This is a genomic window from Streptomyces mexicanus (assembly GCF_902506575.1).
Lineage (GTDB): Bacteria > Actinomycetota > Actinomycetes > Streptomycetales > Streptomycetaceae > Streptomyces > Streptomyces mexicanus.
Map to the genome: position 1 here is coordinate 6,149,289 of NZ_LR732544.1, position 16,419 is coordinate 6,165,707.

Annotated in this window: 9 protein-coding genes and 3 pseudogenes; 8 read left to right on the forward strand and 4 right to left on the reverse strand. The window is 70.6% G+C overall.

Annotated elements, in window-relative coordinates:
* Positions 1–632, reverse strand: a 632-nt coding sequence (locus GV126_RS36715; RefSeq protein ID WP_438947867.1) for an OmpL47-type beta-barrel domain-containing protein, incomplete at its 3' end; no start/stop codon positions are given.
* Between the two features lie 811 nt (positions 633–1,443).
* On the opposite strand from GV126_RS36715, the gene GV126_RS27475 reads away from it, so the two are divergent.
* The 5 genes and pseudogenes from GV126_RS27475 (at position 1,444) to GV126_RS27485 (ending at position 7,345) form a co-directional block, all read left to right on the forward strand.
* Positions 1,444–2,427 carry a multicopper oxidase domain-containing protein gene (locus GV126_RS27475; RefSeq protein WP_159671820.1) on the forward strand — a complete coding sequence of 328 codons (984 nt, stop codon included), beginning with the start codon at positions 1,444–1,446 and terminating at the stop codon, positions 2,425–2,427.
* Positions 2,428–2,704: 277 nt separating this feature from the next.
* A pseudogene (locus GV126_RS37370) lies at positions 2,705–3,652 on the forward strand (ThuA domain-containing protein); the annotation flags it as partial.
* Positions 3,653–5,614 (forward strand): annotated as a pseudogene (locus GV126_RS27480) (ThuA domain-containing protein); the annotation flags it as partial.
* A 36-nt stretch (positions 5,615–5,650) separates the two neighbouring features.
* Positions 5,651–6,754 (forward strand): annotated as a pseudogene (locus GV126_RS36720) (3-keto-alpha-glucoside-1,2-lyase-like domain-containing protein); the annotation flags it as partial.
* 351 nt (positions 6,755–7,105) lie between these two features.
* The gene (locus GV126_RS27485; protein WP_201299882.1) at positions 7,106–7,345 is read left to right on the forward strand and encodes a helix-turn-helix domain-containing protein; all 240 of its coding nucleotides are present in this window, start codon (positions 7,106–7,108) and stop codon (positions 7,343–7,345) included.
* 144 nt (positions 7,346–7,489) lie between these two features.
* Here GV126_RS27485 and GV126_RS27490 read toward each other — a convergent pair whose 3' ends face one another.
* The gene (locus tag GV126_RS27490) at positions 7,490–8,665 is read right to left on the reverse strand and encodes an ROK family transcriptional regulator (RefSeq protein ID WP_236570131.1); all 1,176 of its coding nucleotides are present in this window, start codon (positions 8,663–8,665) and stop codon (positions 7,490–7,492) included.
* Between the two features lie 132 nt (positions 8,666–8,797).
* A complete protein-coding gene (locus GV126_RS27495) occupies positions 8,798–9,790 on the reverse strand; it encodes a sugar phosphate isomerase/epimerase family protein (protein WP_236570132.1) in 993 nt (330 codons plus the stop codon).
* Positions 9,791–10,498: 708 nt separating this feature from the next.
* Between GV126_RS27495 and GV126_RS27500 the strand changes: the two genes are divergently transcribed.
* On the forward strand, positions 10,499–12,928 hold the full coding sequence (locus tag GV126_RS27500) for a PQQ-dependent sugar dehydrogenase (protein WP_236570302.1): 2,430 nt from the start codon (positions 10,499–10,501) through the stop codon (positions 12,926–12,928).
* A gap of 176 nt (positions 12,929–13,104) precedes the next feature.
* Here GV126_RS27500 and GV126_RS27505 read toward each other — a convergent pair whose 3' ends face one another.
* Positions 13,105–13,998: a LysR family transcriptional regulator gene (locus GV126_RS27505; protein ID WP_159671825.1), complete on the reverse strand. Its 894-nt coding sequence runs from the start codon at positions 13,996–13,998 to the stop codon at positions 13,105–13,107.
* Between the two features lie 70 nt (positions 13,999–14,068).
* On the opposite strand from GV126_RS27505, the gene GV126_RS27510 reads away from it, so the two are divergent.
* Both GV126_RS27510 and GV126_RS27515 read left to right on the forward strand, forming a co-directional pair.
* Entirely contained in the window at positions 14,069–14,680 is a 612-nt protein-coding gene (locus GV126_RS27510; RefSeq protein ID WP_159671826.1) for a short chain dehydrogenase, read from the forward strand.
* Positions 14,681–14,873: 193 nt separating this feature from the next.
* Positions 14,874–16,082, forward strand: coding sequence for a cytochrome P450 family protein (locus tag GV126_RS27515; RefSeq protein ID WP_159671828.1), 1,209 nt, complete (start codon positions 14,874–14,876; stop codon positions 16,080–16,082).
* Positions 16,083–16,419: the final 337 nt, after the last annotated feature.

A 16,419-nucleotide genomic window follows, 5' to 3' on the forward strand; every position in this document is an offset into this window, starting at 1 on the left:
TACGCCACCGTGTGCTGACCCACACCACTCACCTGCACCGGCGCGCTGTAATCCTTGAACGCCCCACTGTCCAGGGAGTACTCGATCTTGTCGACACCCGACCCCGAATCCGAGGCCGACAGCGTGACAGTCGCACCGTCGACGTAATTCCCGGCAGCATCCTTCGTCCCCGACACCGATGCCGACACGTCCGGCGCGGTGGTGTCGCCCCCGGGGGCTGCGGTGACGGTCAGTTCGCCCGACATGATGTGACCCGGCATCGCGCAGTAGTAGCGGTAGACGCCCGGAGTCAGGGTGACCTCGGCCGTGTGCCTGCCGCCGCTGGAGTCCGACGGGCTCGCCTGGATGTTGAGGCTGACGTCGGTGTTGTAGTCGGTGTTCGAGGTGTCGAAGGTCAGCGTGTGCGGCATCCCCGTCGTGTTGCCGGTCGCCGCGCTGTTCTCGAACACGATCGTCGCCGGTCCGGCCACCGCGGTGGTGGGGGCGGACGTGTATCCCATGTATCCGTCACCGGCCGTCCAGGTGAGCACCTGGGTCGCGGCCGTGGTCTCGGAGCGGCTCCAGGCCGCGTAGGCGGCCGGCGCGGCGAACGCCAACGCCGTGAGCAGCAAGCCTCCCAGCGACAGCACCACCGCACGCGTGGTCAACCGGCCTCGGAGAGCGGGTCTGGAGGGGGGCGGATCCGTCTGGGTATGGAGCAGTCTTCTGAACACCGCTGCACCTTTCGCGAATTCGCTTGTTGCGGTACCGCACGGACCGCGGTTCCGCGGGGTGGACGACCAGCCGCCGGGACGACCCCGCCGGGGGGCCCGTCCGGCCGGGTGCCGCGCGGAGCTCGGTCCGGAGCGGCGAGGGCGCCGGATCCGTCACGTGACCCACGCCCCGGACTCAACGGCACGATGACGAAGGTGTGGGTGATCGCCGGAGCGTGACGACGGCGACCGGCCGCGGCCGTACGAGCGGGCGGCGGTGTTCCGCTCCGCCCCGTGCCGGAACGGTGACGCCGCGTGCCCGGACGCAGGACGCACCCACTTCTCCTCTTGCAGCAACGTGGGGAAGTTATCGGTCTTTTGACGACTCGCCAAGGTCTATGACCACAACCCAACCAACTTTGGCCTGAGTCTGGAAAAACTGGTGGAGCACCGTTACGGTGAGGCCGTTCCGAGGTGCAGTCCGCCTTGCCGAGCCGGCCCGGCTTCGGCCGTACCGGGGCATCCGCCCGCCGGACGGCCCCCGCAACCGGCGATCCGGCCGGACGACTGCTCTGTCTGACCCGATGACTGCACGGCCGAACCCGACGACTGCGCTGCCGGCCCCAGGCGCCGAGCGCCCGGTGCACCACCAGGAACCATCGCGTCCGGATGCGGGTCCTGCCCGGGGCGGCGCACCTCACGACCACAAGACGCCTTCAGGCACCCCAGGCCTGTCGCGGATGGGAGAGCGATGACCGACTCAGGCGTAGGCGCGCGGCGCCTCTGGTCCCGGCGATCGTTCGCCACTGGAGCGATGGCGGCCGCCGTCGCTCCCGCGGTGCTCGGCGGCACTGCCGCCGCGACCTCGGGCAAGCCCGCTTCCGCGGACAAGGGCGGCGACGTACGCCATCTGACGCTGTACATGGAGAAGCTTCCGAACGGGGAGATGGGATACGGCCTACGGCCCGGCGAGGCGACGATTCCCGGCCCGCTCATCGAGCTGACCGAGGGCGACACCATGAACATCGAGGTGGTCAACAACCTTGACGTCGCCGCGAGCCTGCACGTGCACGGCCTGGACTACGACGTCGCCAGCGACGGCACCAAGATGAACGACAGCGTCGTCCAGCCGGGCGAGCGGAGAACCTACGTCTGGCGCACCCACGCGCCGGGCAGACGCCACGACGGGACGTGGGAGGCCGGCAGCGCCGGCTACTGGCACTACCACGACCACAACGTGGGCACCGAGCACGGCACCGGCGGGATCAAGAAGGGGCTGTACGGTCCCGTGGTGGTGCGGCGCAAGGGCGATGTGCTGCCCGACAAGACGTTCACGGTCGTCTTCAACGACATGACGATCAACAACAGAACCGCCCCCAACACCCCCACGTTCAAGGCCGTCCGCGGCGAGCGAGTGGAGTTCGTCGTGATCACCCACGGCGACTTCTTCCACACCTTCCACGTGCACGGCCACCGCTGGGTGGACAACCGCACCGGGATCCTCGACGGCCCGCAGGACGTCAGCCGGGTGATCGACACGAAGACCACCGGCCCCGCGGACTCCTTCGGGTTCCAGGTGATCGCCGGCGAACGGGTCGGCGCGGGCCACTGGATGTACCACTGCCACGTCCAGAGCCACTCGGACATGGGGATGTCCGGGGTGTTCATGGTGTCCGAGGCGGACGGCTCGGTCCCCGGCGGCATGCCGGGAATGCCCGGCATGCCCGGCATGTGAACGGGCCGGCGCTTGTCCCGCCACCCCCTCAGCCGCGCCCGTCGGAGCTGACCGGACGGTCCGACGGGCGTGTACCACCCTGCCGCCGGCCGGTCGGCCGGGCCGTCGGGCACCGGGGTCGGCGACCCCCGCCGTTCCGGTGCCCCGGCCGTCTGGCGGAAGTCCTGACGGCCCGCCCGGTCCCTCCTCGCCCGGTGTCCGCCCCGCGAGAGCGTGCGGCAGCCCTGGCTCCACCCCTGACCACTCTTCCGTTGCCGGATCGAGTCAAGGAGCAGTAATGGGCCGAAGAAAGCGGTTCACCCTGTCACGACTGAGCGGGGCGCCACCACGGCGTTCCGCGGGAACCCCCCACCGTACGCCGGCCTGGCGACGCGGTGTCGTCCTGCTGTCCAGCTCCGCGCTGGCACTGGGACTGTCCGCGCTGCCGGCGGTGCAGGCACAGGCGCAGTCGCCGTCCGCGGCCGACCAGGAGCAGGCAGCCGGCGCCGATGCCTCGGTGAACGTCCTGGTCTTCCACGGACCGGCCGCCCAGCAGGACGACCCCGTCACGGCCGCCGTGTCGACCATCAAGGAGCTGGGCCGGAAGAACGGCTTCTCGGTGGACGAGTCGGACGATCCGTCCGTCTTCACCGCCGACCGCCTGGCCCACTACCGCGGTGTGGTCTTCCTGTCGGCCAAGGGCGTGTCCCTCACCTCCGACGAGGAGTCGGCGTTCCAGGCCTACGTCAAGGGCGGCGGCGGCTTCGTCGGCGTCCACGACGCGGCGCGCGCGGAAGCCGACTCCAGCTGGTTCACGGGTCTGATCGGCACGCGTCCGGCCTCCAGCCTGCCCGCCTCCGAGAAGGTCACGGAGGTCACGGCCAGCGACGACAACCCGCCGAACGAGACCAAGGACAAGCTGTTCGACGGCAGCAACACCACCAAGTGGCTGGCCCATCAGAACACCGCGTGGGTGACGGCGAAGACGGACCACGCGGTCGCGGTGGCCCAGTACGCGCTGACGTCGGCCAACGACTACCCGGGCCGGGACCCCAAGGACTGGACCCTTCAGGGTTCCCAGGACGGCAGCACCTGGAAGACGCTGGACACCCAGTCCGGCCAGAGCTTCCCGGACCGCTTCCAGACCAAGCAGTACAAGTTCTCCAACAGCACGGCCTACCAGTACTACCGGCTGAACATCACCGCCAACTCCGGTGAGCCGCTGACGCAGCTGGCCGAGCTGCGGCTGTTCGGAGCCGACCCGGCGCCCGCGCCGGAGACCAAGGTGCAGCAGGCGGTCGTCGACGTGATCGACCGTCAGCACCCGGCGACCAAGGACCTGCCGCTGAAGTGGACCCGCTCCGACCAGTGGATGAACTGGGACCCGAACCCGAACGGCAAGGTGCAGACGGTCGCCCAGGTCGAGGAGAACTCCTACAACCCGGGCCCGGCGGGCAACGGCGCCTTCCACCCGATCTCCTGGTGCCGGGACTACGACGGCGGCCGCTCGTTCTACACCGGCATGGGACGCACCGAGGACAGCTACACCTCGGACACCACGTTCCAGAGCCACCTGCTCGGCGCCATCGAGTGGACGACCGGCATGGTCCGCGGCGACTGCCAGGCGACGATCGCCTCGAACTACTCGGTCGAACGGCTCACCGGCAAGAACCAGTCGGGCCGGCTCGACCAGATCGGTGAGCCCCACGGTCTGACGATCGCCCCCGACGGCAAGGTCTTCTACATCGGCAAGGCGGCCTGTCCGAGCGGGCCGATCCCCGACTGGAACGACCCCAAGGTGGGCCTGGGCTGCGGAACGATCCACCAGTGGGACCCCAAGACCAAGAAGGTCAAGCTGCTCACCACGCTCGACGTGATGGGCAACCGGGGCAGCGGTGACGAGCTGGTCAAGAACGAGGAGGGTCTGGTCGGCATCACGCTCGACCCCAAGTTCGAGCAGAACGGCTGGATCTACATCTACTGGATGCCGCACGAGTCCATCGACCGGGACAAGCAGACGGGCCAGCGCACCATCTCGCGGCTGACCTACGACTTCAAGGACCAGTCGATCGACAAGAGCACCCGCAAGGACCTGCTGCACTGGACCGTGCAGATCCACAGCTGCTGCCACGCCGGCGGCGGCATGACGTTCGACAACGAGGGCAACCTCTACGTCGGCGTCGGTGACAACAACTCCTCGCAGGGCGCCGGGGCCGGCTACTCCGGGAACAACTGGACCAAGGACTACAAGGGCCTGTCCTTCCAGGACGCCCGCCGCACGGCCGGCAACACCAACGACCTGGACGGCAAGATCCTGCGGATCCACCCCGAGCCCGACGGCACCTACACCATCCCGAAGGGCAACCTGTTCACCGGCAAGGAGGAGGGCGGCGGCAAGACCCGTCCCGAGATCTACGTCATGGGTGTCCGCAACGTCGCGCGGATCGCCTGGGACAAGACCAACAACTGGCTGACCGCGGGCTGGGTCGGCCCGGACGCCCCGACGCCCGACCCGGAGCTCGGCCCGGCCAAGTACGAGACCGCGACCGTCATCACCTCCGCGGGCAACCAGGGCTGGCCGTACTGCATGGGCGACAAGCAGCCCTACCGCGACCGCAGCAACACCGACGCGAACGTGCTGACCGGCTGGTACGACTGCGACCACCCGAAGAACACCTCGCCCCGCAACACCGGACTGGTGGACCTTCCGCCGATCCGCAACAACATGATCTGGTACTCGCCGCAGGGCGGCGGCGTGGTCTACCCGCAGCGCGGTGACGGCAGCGGGCTGCCCACGTACGTGCAGAGCGACGAGAAGTACACCGAGCCGTACCTCAAGGGCGGCGGCCAGGCCATCATGGACGGCCCGACCTACCACCGCTCCGAGGTCGACACCGGCAGCGGTGTCGCCTGGCCCTCGTACTGGGACAACAAGTGGTTCATCGGTGACGAGTCCAACGCCAACAACCGTGTCGCGGTCACCGTCACCCCGGAGGACGTCAAGAACCAGTCCCAGCCGGAATTCGGCGAGGACCTGCGCCAGATCCTCCCCGGCGGCGTCGGGGACAACAAGATCCAGAGCTGGATGGACGCCAAGTTCGGCCCGGACGGCGCGCTGTACATGCTCGACTACGCCGGCGGGTTCTTCAGCCTGGACCCGAACCAGAAGCTCGTCCGTGTCACCTACCACGGTGGCCCGGCCACGCCGAACCCGAGCGACGCCTCGGGGCGCGTGGTCGCGCAGAGCAAGCCGCGGACCGTCCAGTTCTCGGCCGCGAAGGCGGGCGGCGTCGCCTGGGAGTGGGACTTCGGTGACGGCAGCAAGCCGTCGCACGAGGCCGACCCCATCCACACCTACGCCGACTACGGCACCTACCACGCCACCTTGAAGGTGACCTACGCCAACGGCGAGCAGTCCACCGGGAAGATCGACGTGACGGCGGGCTGCGCGGCGCCCGACGCCCGTTCCACCGTCTGGCTGCTCGACAGCGACACCGGTGTGGCCAACCGCAAGGTCGGCGGCGGCTGCACGATCAACGACCTGATCGACGACGAGGGCACCTGGGCGAACCACGGCGCGTTCGTCAGCAGCCTCAACGACCTGGTGGACGGGTTCCGCAAGGACGGTGTCATCGACAACCGCGAGGCGGCGACGCTCAGCAAGGAAGCCGCCCGTTCGCCCATCGGCAAGACGGTCGGCTACACGCCGCTCTTCGACGGGTCGGCGAGCAGTCTCGCCGGATGGAGCCAGGCCGGCGCGGGCGGCTTCTCGCTCCTGCCGGACGGCACCCTGCGCAGTTCCGGCGGCATGGGCATGCTGTGGTACAGCAAGCAGCAGTTCAAGGACTACTCGATCCGGCTGCAGTTCCGGGACGTCGCCCCGGAAGGCCACCAGGCCAACAGCGGTGTGTTCGTCAGGTTCCCCGACCCGCGCACGCCGCTGTCCCAGCGCCCGGAGGGCTGCAGCACCACCGGATCGGCCCGCACCGCGCCGGAATGGGTGGCGATCTACTGCGGCAACGAGATCCAGATCTACGACGGCGCCACCGGTGAGCCCCAGAAGACCGGATCGGTCTACAACTTCGATCCGGTCGGCCTGGACCAGGCGAGGGTCACCCCGAAGGGCCAGTGGAACGACTACGAGATCCGCGTCGTCGGGCAGCACTACACGATCGTCCGCAACGGCGTGGTGATCAACGAGTTCGACAACACCCCCGGCAAGTCCTCGTCGCGCGCCGGCGATCCGCCCACGGACCTGCGCCAGTTCTTCAGCGGTTACGTGGGTCTGCAGAATCACAGTGACAACGACCTGATCGAGTTCCGCAACGTCCGGGTGCGGAACCTGTAGCGAAGGAGCGGTCGGTGCCGGGTCCGGGGCGGCAGCCCCGGGCCCGGCTCTGCGCGAGCCGGGCCCGATGACGCGACCGCCGCGGGGCCTCCCGGGCCGCTCCAGCGCCGGATTGAACCGTTCATCCGGGAGAAGCTTCCACGCAGAGCGGAGCAAAACCCCGCCTGGGCAGCGGCGCACCCTTGACCCTGTGCACTCGAACAGTTACCCAAGTCACAGCGGTTGCACAGCAGCTTGAAACGTTCGCACGCGATTGACGAACCGCGGTCGATCACGGGTTCTGGCCGTCCCCAGCCGGGCGGCGGCCTTCCCCGCGTTCCCTGCCGGCCGCACTCGGCGAAGGAGACGGAAGTGTCCACGCTCAGCTACCAGACAGGCCGGCGGCCCCAGCCCGACAACGCGCGTCTGCTCAGAGACGAGGTGCACCTGCTGTCGCTCCTGGCGGCCGGCCTGCCCGTCGAGGCCGTCGCCCGGCGGCTGCACGTCTGCCCCCGTACCGTGCGGCGGCGCTGCCGGGGCGTGTGCGACAAGATCGGCGTCAGCAGCGTCATCGAGGCCGTCGCCTGGGCGGCGCGACGCAGACTGATCTGACGCCGTTGCCGAGGGCCTCCGGCAGCCCGTGAGGGCCGCCGCGGCACACTCTGATGCGCCCGGCCGCGTCATCGACGCGGCCGGGCGCGAAAGGGCCGGGGCCGGTGCGGATGCCGGGCCTCGCGGCCCGGCAGAAGGGGTCGGTCAGGCGGCGCCGCCGTAGGCCAGCTCGCTCGCCAGGACGGCGGCGCCGACGACCCCGGCGCGGCCGCGCAGCTCGGACAGCACGATCGGCAGGTCGCCCGTCGCCAGCGGCACCGACCGCTGGTAGACGACACTGCGCAGTTCCGCAAGCAGGATGTGCCCGAGGTCGGCGACATCGCCACCGATGACGATCATGGACGGGTTCATGAAGCTCACCAGCCCGGCGAGCACCTGTCCGACGCGCCGCCCGCCGTCCCGGACGAGACCGATGCAGACGGCGTCACCGGCCGCCGCGGCGTCGGCGACGTCGCGCGCGGTGAGGGAGCCGTTCGCCGCCAGGCGCTCGGCCAGCAGCGGTGATCCGTCCCCGCCGGCGGCGGACTCGGCGTGGCGCGTCAGTGCCTCCTGGCTGAAGGCCGCCTCCAGGCAGCCGACGTTCCCGCACGAGCAGACCGGGCCGTCCGCGTCGACCTGGATGTGACCGATGTCGCCGGCGCAGCCCGCGGCACCGCGGTAGACGCGGCCGTCGATCTGCACTCCGCAGCCGATGCCGCTGCCGATCTTGACGAAGATCAGGTCGTCCACCGTCCGGGCGACACCGCTGTGCCGCTCGCCCAGGGTCATCACGTTGACGTCGTTGTCCACGGCGACGGGGCAGCCGTGTTCGTCGGCGAGCACGTCGCGGACCGGGTAGCGGTCCCATCCCGGCATGATCGGCGGGCAGACCGGCACGCCCCCGCGGAAGCTCACCGGCCCGGGCAGGCCGATCCCGATGGCGTCCAGCCGCGCGAAGTGGCCCCCGGCGCGCATCGCGTGCAGGATCTGCGTCACCCGTCCCAGGACCTTCACCGGGCCGGTGCGGATGTCACAGTGCTCCTGGTGCGACGCCACCACCCGCAGGCGGCCGTCGGTGATCTCGACACCGACCGAGCGGGTGTCGAGGTCGACCGCGGCGAAGCGGAGGCAGGGGTTGATCTGTACGCAGGGGGACCGGCGCCGGCCGCGGGAGGTGGGATGTCCCGCCTCCACGACGGTCCCTGACGCCACCAGGCGGTCGAGTTCGGCCAGCAGGCGCTGCCGCGGCACCTGGAGGCGGTCGGCCAACCGGGCACGGGACTGCGGACCGTGGTCGCGCAGCAGGGTGAGCAGACCGTAGCGGACGCTCACATCGCTCACCTCCTGGTGGCAGGCACGGCTCGCCGACCCGCGTCGGCCGCGCCGGCGAGGGGCACGAGAAGCGGCCACCCCGCTCCGCCGCCGACCCGTCAGGTGCGGGCCGGGCGGACGGGACGGGGTGGTGATCGCCGGTCAGGACAGCAGGTCCGCGAGCGCGGTGTAGCTGCGCTGTGCGGCACCGAGGGAGCCGGGCGGGTCGGGCTGGGTGCCGGGGGCGGTGTCCTGTTCCCAGATGCCGTGGTGGTTGCCGAACGGGCCGATCGCGTGGATGAAGCGCTGGTAGCGCATGTCGCCGGCACCGAATTCGGTCATGTCGTAGCCGTCGGCGGCGTTCGGATCGGTCTTGCCGTCCTTCATGTGGAACAGCGTGTAGCGGTAGGGGTGCGCGCGCACGTACGCGGCGGGGTCGAAGCCCGGGTAGCGGAACTGGCCGACGAAGGCCCAGTAGACGTCCATCTCGAGATAGACGTGGGCGGGGTCGGTGTTGTTCAGGAAGACGTCGTACAGACGCACCTCCGGCCGGTCCTGCGCGAAGGCCCACTCGGCCCAGTGGTTGTGCTGGTAGAGCTTCAGTCCACGCGCCGACGCGGCTTCGCCCCAGCGGTTGAACTCCTCCGCGGCCGCCTGGTACGCCGCGACGGTCTGGGTGCCCGACGGGGCGTCGGGGGTGCCGATGTTCGGCATGCCGAGGATCTGGGCCTTGTCGAGTTCCTGCTGCAGGTTGCTGCGGAAGGCACCGATGCCGATGTGGCTGCCGATGGCGCGCAGGCCGTTGTCGTCGAGCAGCGTGCGGATCTCCTGGAGGGTGATCTGCCGGCCGAGGATCGAGGGGTTCTGGGTGTAGCCCGCGAACTCCACCTCCTTGTAGCCCATCCGCGACAGCTCCTCGAAGACGGCGCGGAAGCCGAGGTCGTAGACCTTGTCGCGGACGCTGTACAGCTGGATCCCGATGGCGTCCTTGGGGATGCTCAGGGCGGCGCCGTGGGGTCCGGCGTCCGGGGCGAGTGTCTGGGCGGCCGCGGGGAGCGCGCCTGCGACGGACGCGGCACCGATGGCCACGGTGCCGGCGGCTGCCGCGCGCAGAAAACCTCTGCGGTCGAAGTCGTGGGTGAACCTACCCATCATCACTCCTTAGGTGGGGAGCACCCCCGGGCCGCGGTACGTCCGCGGCGGGGGCCGCCGAGGACGGGCGTCCTCGCACGGTGTCTTGGCACGGGGGTGGTACGGGGGGCGTTCGCCGGCCTGGGACCCGTGGCGGGCGAGCTGTTGGCGGAACCGGCGCAGTCGGCGGGGGCCATGGCCGGGGGGCTGCGGACCGTGCGGCTGCCGGTGCGCGGCCGCGGGAACCGCGCGCCGGTGACAGCACGGCCTCGACGGCTTCGTGGTGGACAATGAACACCTGAGACCGCCGTTAGTTGACCACGGGCCGCCGGGACTTTTCACCAGAGCGGCGAAAGATGTGGCCACTTGAGGCCATGAAACGCGGCTACCGGGCAGTATCTTCTTGACAGTGCGTGGTCGTGGGTTCACGCTCGTGACGCTTCGTCGGGGAGCCGTGGGCCCCTCCGAGCCCCGACGTGACGTCCCGCTCCCGACGGATCGACCACACCCGCTGCTTTGTCCGCAGGCACACCTGGCCCCGCACCGGTGACGGGCGGCCGCGCACACCCGGCCGCCCGCGCGCTCCACCGGTCCGGCGGCCCGGGCATCGGACCCGGCTCGACACCCCGCGCAACGCGCGCGTTCGCGCGACGTCCATCGCAGCGCCACACGAGAGGCAGGCAGTACGTGCGTACACCAGTAAGCCGACTACTCACCGCCGCGTTGAGCACCGTGCTCAGCGTGGGCGTCGCGGTGGCCGGATCGACGTCCGCGCACGCGCGGACCGAGGCATCGGCCCCTGCGGCCGCGGCCGCCCCCAGTGCCGCGACGTCCGACTTCCAACAGGTCACCCTCGCCAAGGGACCGGACCAGGTGGGCGAGCCCATGGGGCTCGCCGTGCTGCCCGACGGCAGCGCCCTGCACAGCTCCCGTGACGGGACCGTCTACTACACGACCCTGGACGGACTCACCGACGTGGCGGCGAAGCTGTCGGTCTACACCCATGACGAGGACGGGCTGCAGACCATCGCGCTCGACCCGCACTTCGCCAAGAACCACTGGGTCTACGTGTACTACGCGCCCAGGCTCGACACCCCCATGACCGACGCCCCGGAGGACGGGACGGCCGCGGACTTCGCGCCGTACAAGGGCTACAACCAGCTGTCCCGGTTCACGTTCACCGACGGCAAGCTGGACCTGTCGAGCGAGAAGAAGATCATGCGGGTCGACACCGACCGCGGACAGTGCTGCCATGTCGCGGGCGACATGCACTTCGACGGCAACGGCAACCTGCTGCTGAGCACGGGCGACGACTCCAACCCCTTCGAGTCCGACGGCTACGCCCCCATCGACCGGCGGCCGGGCCGCAACCCCGTCTTCGACAACGAGCGCTCCACCGCCAACACCAACGACCTGCGCGGCAAGCTGCTGCGGATCAAGGTGCACAACAACGGCACCTACACGATCCCGTCCGGCAACCTGTTCCCCAAGGGCACTCCCAAGACCCGTCCCGAGATCTACGCGATGGGCTTCCGCAACCCCTTCCGGTTCAGCGTCGACCAGCAGACCGGCGTCATCTACCTGGCCGACTACGGCCCGGACGCCAGCAGCGCGGACCCCAAGCGCGGGCCGGAGAACACCGTCGAGTACAACCGGATCACCAAGCCCGGCTTCTTCGGATGGCCGTACTGCATCGGCAACAACACGCCGTACGTCCAGTACGACTTCGCCACCGGCCAATCCGGGCAGCCCTTCGACTGCGCCCACCCGGTGAACGACGCTCCCCTGAACACCGGCCTGAAGGACCTGCCGCCGGCCCAGCCGGCCTGGATCTGGAACCACTACGCGGGCAACCCGCTGTTCCCCCAGCTCGGCGGCCAGGGCGCGCCGATGGGCGGCCCCGTGTACCACTACGACGCGACGCTGAAGTCCCAGGTGAAGTTCCCCCAGAGCTATGACGGGAAGTTCTTCGCCTACGAGTTCGGCGCCCACTGGATCAAGCCGATCACCTCCGACAGCAGCGGCAAGATCCAGTCGATCGACACCTTGACGAACGGCAACGACTGGGCACACCTGGTCGAGCCGATCGACACCGAGTTCGGGCCGGACGGCTCGCTGTACGTGCTCGACTACGGCAGCGCGTGGTTCGGCGGCTCCCTGGACGCCGGGCTCTACAAGATCGAGTACGCGCCCGGCAACAAGGCGCCGACCGCGGTGATCACGACCGACACCTCGTCGGGCAAGACCCCGCTGACGGTGAAGTTCGACGGCACCGGCTCGACCGACCCGGAGAACGATCAGCTCAGCTACGCCTGGGACTTCGACAACAACGGCACGACCGACTCCACGAGTGCCACCCCCTCCTTCACCTACACCGCGAACGGGCAGTACCACGCCAAGCTCACGGTGAGCGACCCGAGCGGCCGGACGGGCGTCGCCGCCGTCCTGGTGACGGTGGGCAACTCTGCTCCGGTCCTGAAGTTCTCCGAGCCGCCCAACGGACTGACGTTCAAGGACGGTGATCAGGTCGCGTGGAAGATCGACGCGACCGACCCGGACGGCACCCCGGTGGACTGCTCCAAGGTCCAGGTCAGCTACTCGCTCGGTCATGACATGCACTCCCACAACCTCTCGCAGGCCACAGGGTGCAGCGGTACGTTCTCCATGACCACGGCGGGCCACACGGACTCCGACGACTTCTACGGCATCTTCTCCGCGAGCTACACCGACACCTCGCCGACCGCGGGGGTCCCCGACCTCACCGGCACGACGCAGATCATCCTGATGCCGAAGGCCCGTCAGGCGGAGTTCTACCGGACGCAGTCCGGCGTCCAGACGGGCTCCGTCGCCGGCGCGCAGGGCGGCAAAGCGGTCACGTCGATCGACAACGGTGACTGGATCGAGTTCGACCCGTACGACCTTCAGGGTGTCAGCAGGATCGACTTCCGGGCCGCGGCCGGCGGTGCGGGCGGCACGATCGAGGTCCACACCGACGCGCCCGACGGCCCGCTGGCCGGCACGGCGACGGTCGGCGGCACCTCCGGCGCCTTCACCACGGTCAGTGCACCGGTGACGGACCCGGGCGGGACGCACAAGCTGTACTTCGTCTTCAAGGGCGGCAGCGGCGACCTGTTCACCCTGGACGCCTTCACGATGAGCTGACACGGCAGCCCCTTTCCGCCCCGCCGGGCCCGTCACCGAGGCCCGGCGGGGTGTCGGCGTGCCGCCGCGTATCGCAGATCACGCGTACCGGGGAGCTGCCTGACGGCAGCCTCTCGCCGGCGACGGCGCCAGGCCCGTTCCGGCCGGCGCGAGGACACCTGGCCGAGCGCCGCCGGTCAGGTGTCGAGAAGCGTCGGCGGGGACCCTTGCCGGGCGAGGTGCTCCTCGACGTGGCGGCGGAAGGCGTCCGCCGCCGGGTGGCCGGGACGCGCGGGCCAGGCCAGGTGGACCGTGACCGGGTCGGCGTCGCGCACCGGCAGATAGCACACCCCGGGATGCGGGTGCTGGTGCACCGTGGCTTCGGTGGTCACCCCGACCGCCGCACCGGTGGCGATCGTCGTCAGCCACTCGTCCACCCCGGGGACGGTCACCGTGCACGGCCGCCGGCCGGCGGGCCACAGCTCGGCGCTGGTCGTCGCGGCCGTCGCACACAGCGCCACCGTCTCGTCGCTCAGGTCGGTGAGGGCCACCTCCGGGCGGTCCGCCAGCGGATGCCCGACCGGTACGGCGGCCACCCTCCGCTCCCTGGTCAGCGCGCGATGCGCGAGGTGCGGGTCGTCCGGCTCCGGGCTCCGCCGCAGGAAGGCCAGGTCCGCCTGGCCGCGGCGGAGCAGCGCCGCCGGATCGTCGGCCCGGCGGATCTGCACCGGGATCCCGGGGTGCCGCTCGCGCCAGGTCCGCAGCAGCGGCACGGTGTGGCTGCCCAGCGCGGCCCAGGCGAAGACCAGCCGCAGCGGACGCGCCGTGCCCCGCCCGGCCGCCTCGGCGAGGGCGTCGTCGAGCTGGCCCAGGATGCGGTGCGCGTTCTCCCACAGCCGTGCACCGGCCGCGGTCAGGCGCAGGCTGCGCGTCGAACGCTCGACCAGGCGCACGCCGAGACGCTGCTCGAGCTGGGCGAGGGTGCGGGAGAGAGCGGGCTGGGTGAGGTGCAGCGCACGGGCAGCGCCCGTCAGCGTCCCCTCGTCGCCGATAGCCGCCAGGGCCCGCAGGTGACGCAGCTCCACATTCATGACCGGCAAGCATAAACCGTGCGCAGAAGGCATTTCACAGGCCAAGGGCGGCACCCCTAGCGTGACCGTCATGACCGACTCACCGAAGAACGTCCTCCTGATCGGTGCCGGCGGCACCCTCGGCCGCGCGGTGCACCGGGCCCTCGCCTCCCGCGGGCACCAGGTCCACACCGTGGGCCGTACCTCGGGCGACCTGCGCCACGACATCACCGATCCGGCACAGATCGCCGCCCTGTACGAGGCGGCCGGGCCGCTGGACGCCGTGGTCAGCGCCGCCGGCTCGGTCCCGTACAAGCCGCTGGCCGACCTGGGCCCGGACGACTGGCGGGCCGCCTTCACCGGCAAGGTCCTCTCCCAGATCGAGCTGGTCCGCCAGGGAATCGCCCATGTCGCCGAGCACGGCTCCTTCACCCTGGTCACCGGCATCCTCGCCCGCGAGCCGATCGTCACGGGGGCCGCCGCGTCCCTGGCGAACGGTGCCGTCGAGGCGTTCGTCCGCGCCGCCGCGATCGAGATCGCCCCCCAGCGGGTGAACGCGGTGTCGCCGAACGTCTTCACCGAGTCCCTCGACGCCTACGGCGACCTCTTCCCCGGGATGGGTTCGGTGCCGCTGGAGCGCGTCGCCCAGGCGTACGTGCGGTCCGTGGACGGGGCACAGACCGGGCAGATCTACCGCCTCTGAGCCTGTGGGCAGGTCACGCGGCATCACACCGCACGAAACGCCGTGCCGCGCGCCATGCGCCGACCGGCTCCTGAACGTTCGTCCACGGCGACTACCGGGGTGCCGACTCCGATCGCGGTTCGGCCGAATGCGTGCTTCGTCGGCGCACCGCCCGCTGCTAGCGTCGGGAGCAGTGGGAGACGAGGGGCAGGCGATGACAGCAGCCGAAGTGATCGACCTGGTCGCGATGGGCGAGGACTTCGTCCGCGACCCGTATCCGGTGTACGCGGCACTGCGGGAGCGCGGCCCCGTGCACAAGGTGCGGATTCCCGAGGGTACGCAGGCCTGGCTCGTCGTCGGGTACGAGGACGGCCGGGCGGCGCTCGCGGATCCGCGGTTGTCCAAGCAGTGGAAGAACGCCTCGCCCGCCCTGCCGTTCCCCAGTCCGGCAGCGGGACCGCACATGCTCAACTCCGACCCGCCGGACCACGGGCGGCTGCGCAAGCTGGTCGTCCGCGAGTTCACACCGCGCCGGATCGAGCAGCTCGCGCCGCGGGTGCAGCAGATCACCGACGAGTTGCTCGACGAGATGCTGGCCCTCCCGGAAGGGCGGGCCGACCTCGTCGAGGCGCTGTCGTTCCCGCTGCCGATCTCGATGATCTGCGAGCTGCTCGGGGTGCCGATGCTGGACCGGGCCGCTTTCCGCGCCTGGACGAGCACGATCCTCACCGACCCCGATCCGGCTGCACGGCTGGCGGCGACGGCCGAGACGTCCGCGTATCTCGTCGACCTGCTGGAGCGCAAGCGCCTGTCGCCCGGCCCGGACCTGATGAGCGCGCTGATCCGCACCACCGACGAGGACGGTGACCGGCTGTCCGTGGACGAACTGCGCGGCACCGCCTGGCTGCTGCTGGTCGCCGGACACGAGACCACGGTCAATCTGATCTCCAACGGTGTCCTGGCCCTGCTGACGCATCCCGACCAACTGGCGGCGTTGCGTGCGGACATGACCCTGATCGACAACGCCGTGGAGGAGATGCTGCGCTACGACGGGCCGGTGGAGACGCCGACGTTCAGGTTCACCACGGAACCGGTCGAGATCGGCTCCACCGTCATCCCCGGCGGCGGTGAGCTCGTCCTGATCGCGCTGGCGGACGCGAACCACGACCCGGCACGCTTCCCCGACCCGGGCCGCTTCGACATCCGGCGGCCCGCGGGCGGGCACGTCGCCTTCGGCCACGGCATCCACTACTGCCTGGGCGCGCCGCTCGCCCGCATGGAGGCGCGGATCGCGATCCGCGCCCTGCTGGAGCGCTGCCCCGACCTGGCGCTCGACGCCCACCCGGCCGCCCTGAACTGGCGTCACGGCATGCTCATCCGGGGCCCGCGTCAGCTGCCGGTGCGGTGGACGTCCCCGGCTTGAGCCCGCGCGACGCACACGTGTGACGGCGCCACCGGCGCGGGCTCACCCAGCGGCCGGCGGCCCTGCGCCGCGCCGTCCTCCCCCACCGTCGACACCGTGCGATCAGCCCCCGGCCCGGCAGTCCGGACGTTATCGTTCCTCCCATGGCCGACGGTGTGTCCGCGTCACCCGCTGCAGGGTGCGGCGCTGCGGGCCCGGGGGCGGGCATACGCGGTGGCCGTGGGCGCGACCGCCGCGGCGCGCCCGGAGGGCCACGGATCACTGGTCGGTGCGTGGGCTTCTGCCCGTGGTAGCGCGCCGTTCACCCCTTCCCTTCTTACCGGCCCGGGGCCTGCGC

Coding starts and splice junctions, on each gene's coding strand:
- GV126_RS27505 (WP_159671825.1), bottom strand. CDS start 13,998: ATGAATGTGGAGCTGCGTCACCTGCGGGCCCTGGCGGCTATCGGCGAC.
- GV126_RS27475 (WP_159671820.1), top strand. CDS start 1,444: ATGACCGACTCAGGCGTAGGCGCGCGGCGCCTCTGGTCCCGGCGATCG.
- GV126_RS27515 (WP_159671828.1), top strand. CDS start 14,874: ATGACAGCAGCCGAAGTGATCGACCTGGTCGCGATGGGCGAGGACTTC.
- GV126_RS27495 (WP_236570132.1), bottom strand. CDS start 9,790: ATGATGGGTAGGTTCACCCACGACTTCGACCGCAGAGGTTTTCTGCGC.
- GV126_RS27510 (WP_159671826.1), top strand. CDS start 14,069: ATGACCGACTCACCGAAGAACGTCCTCCTGATCGGTGCCGGCGGCACC.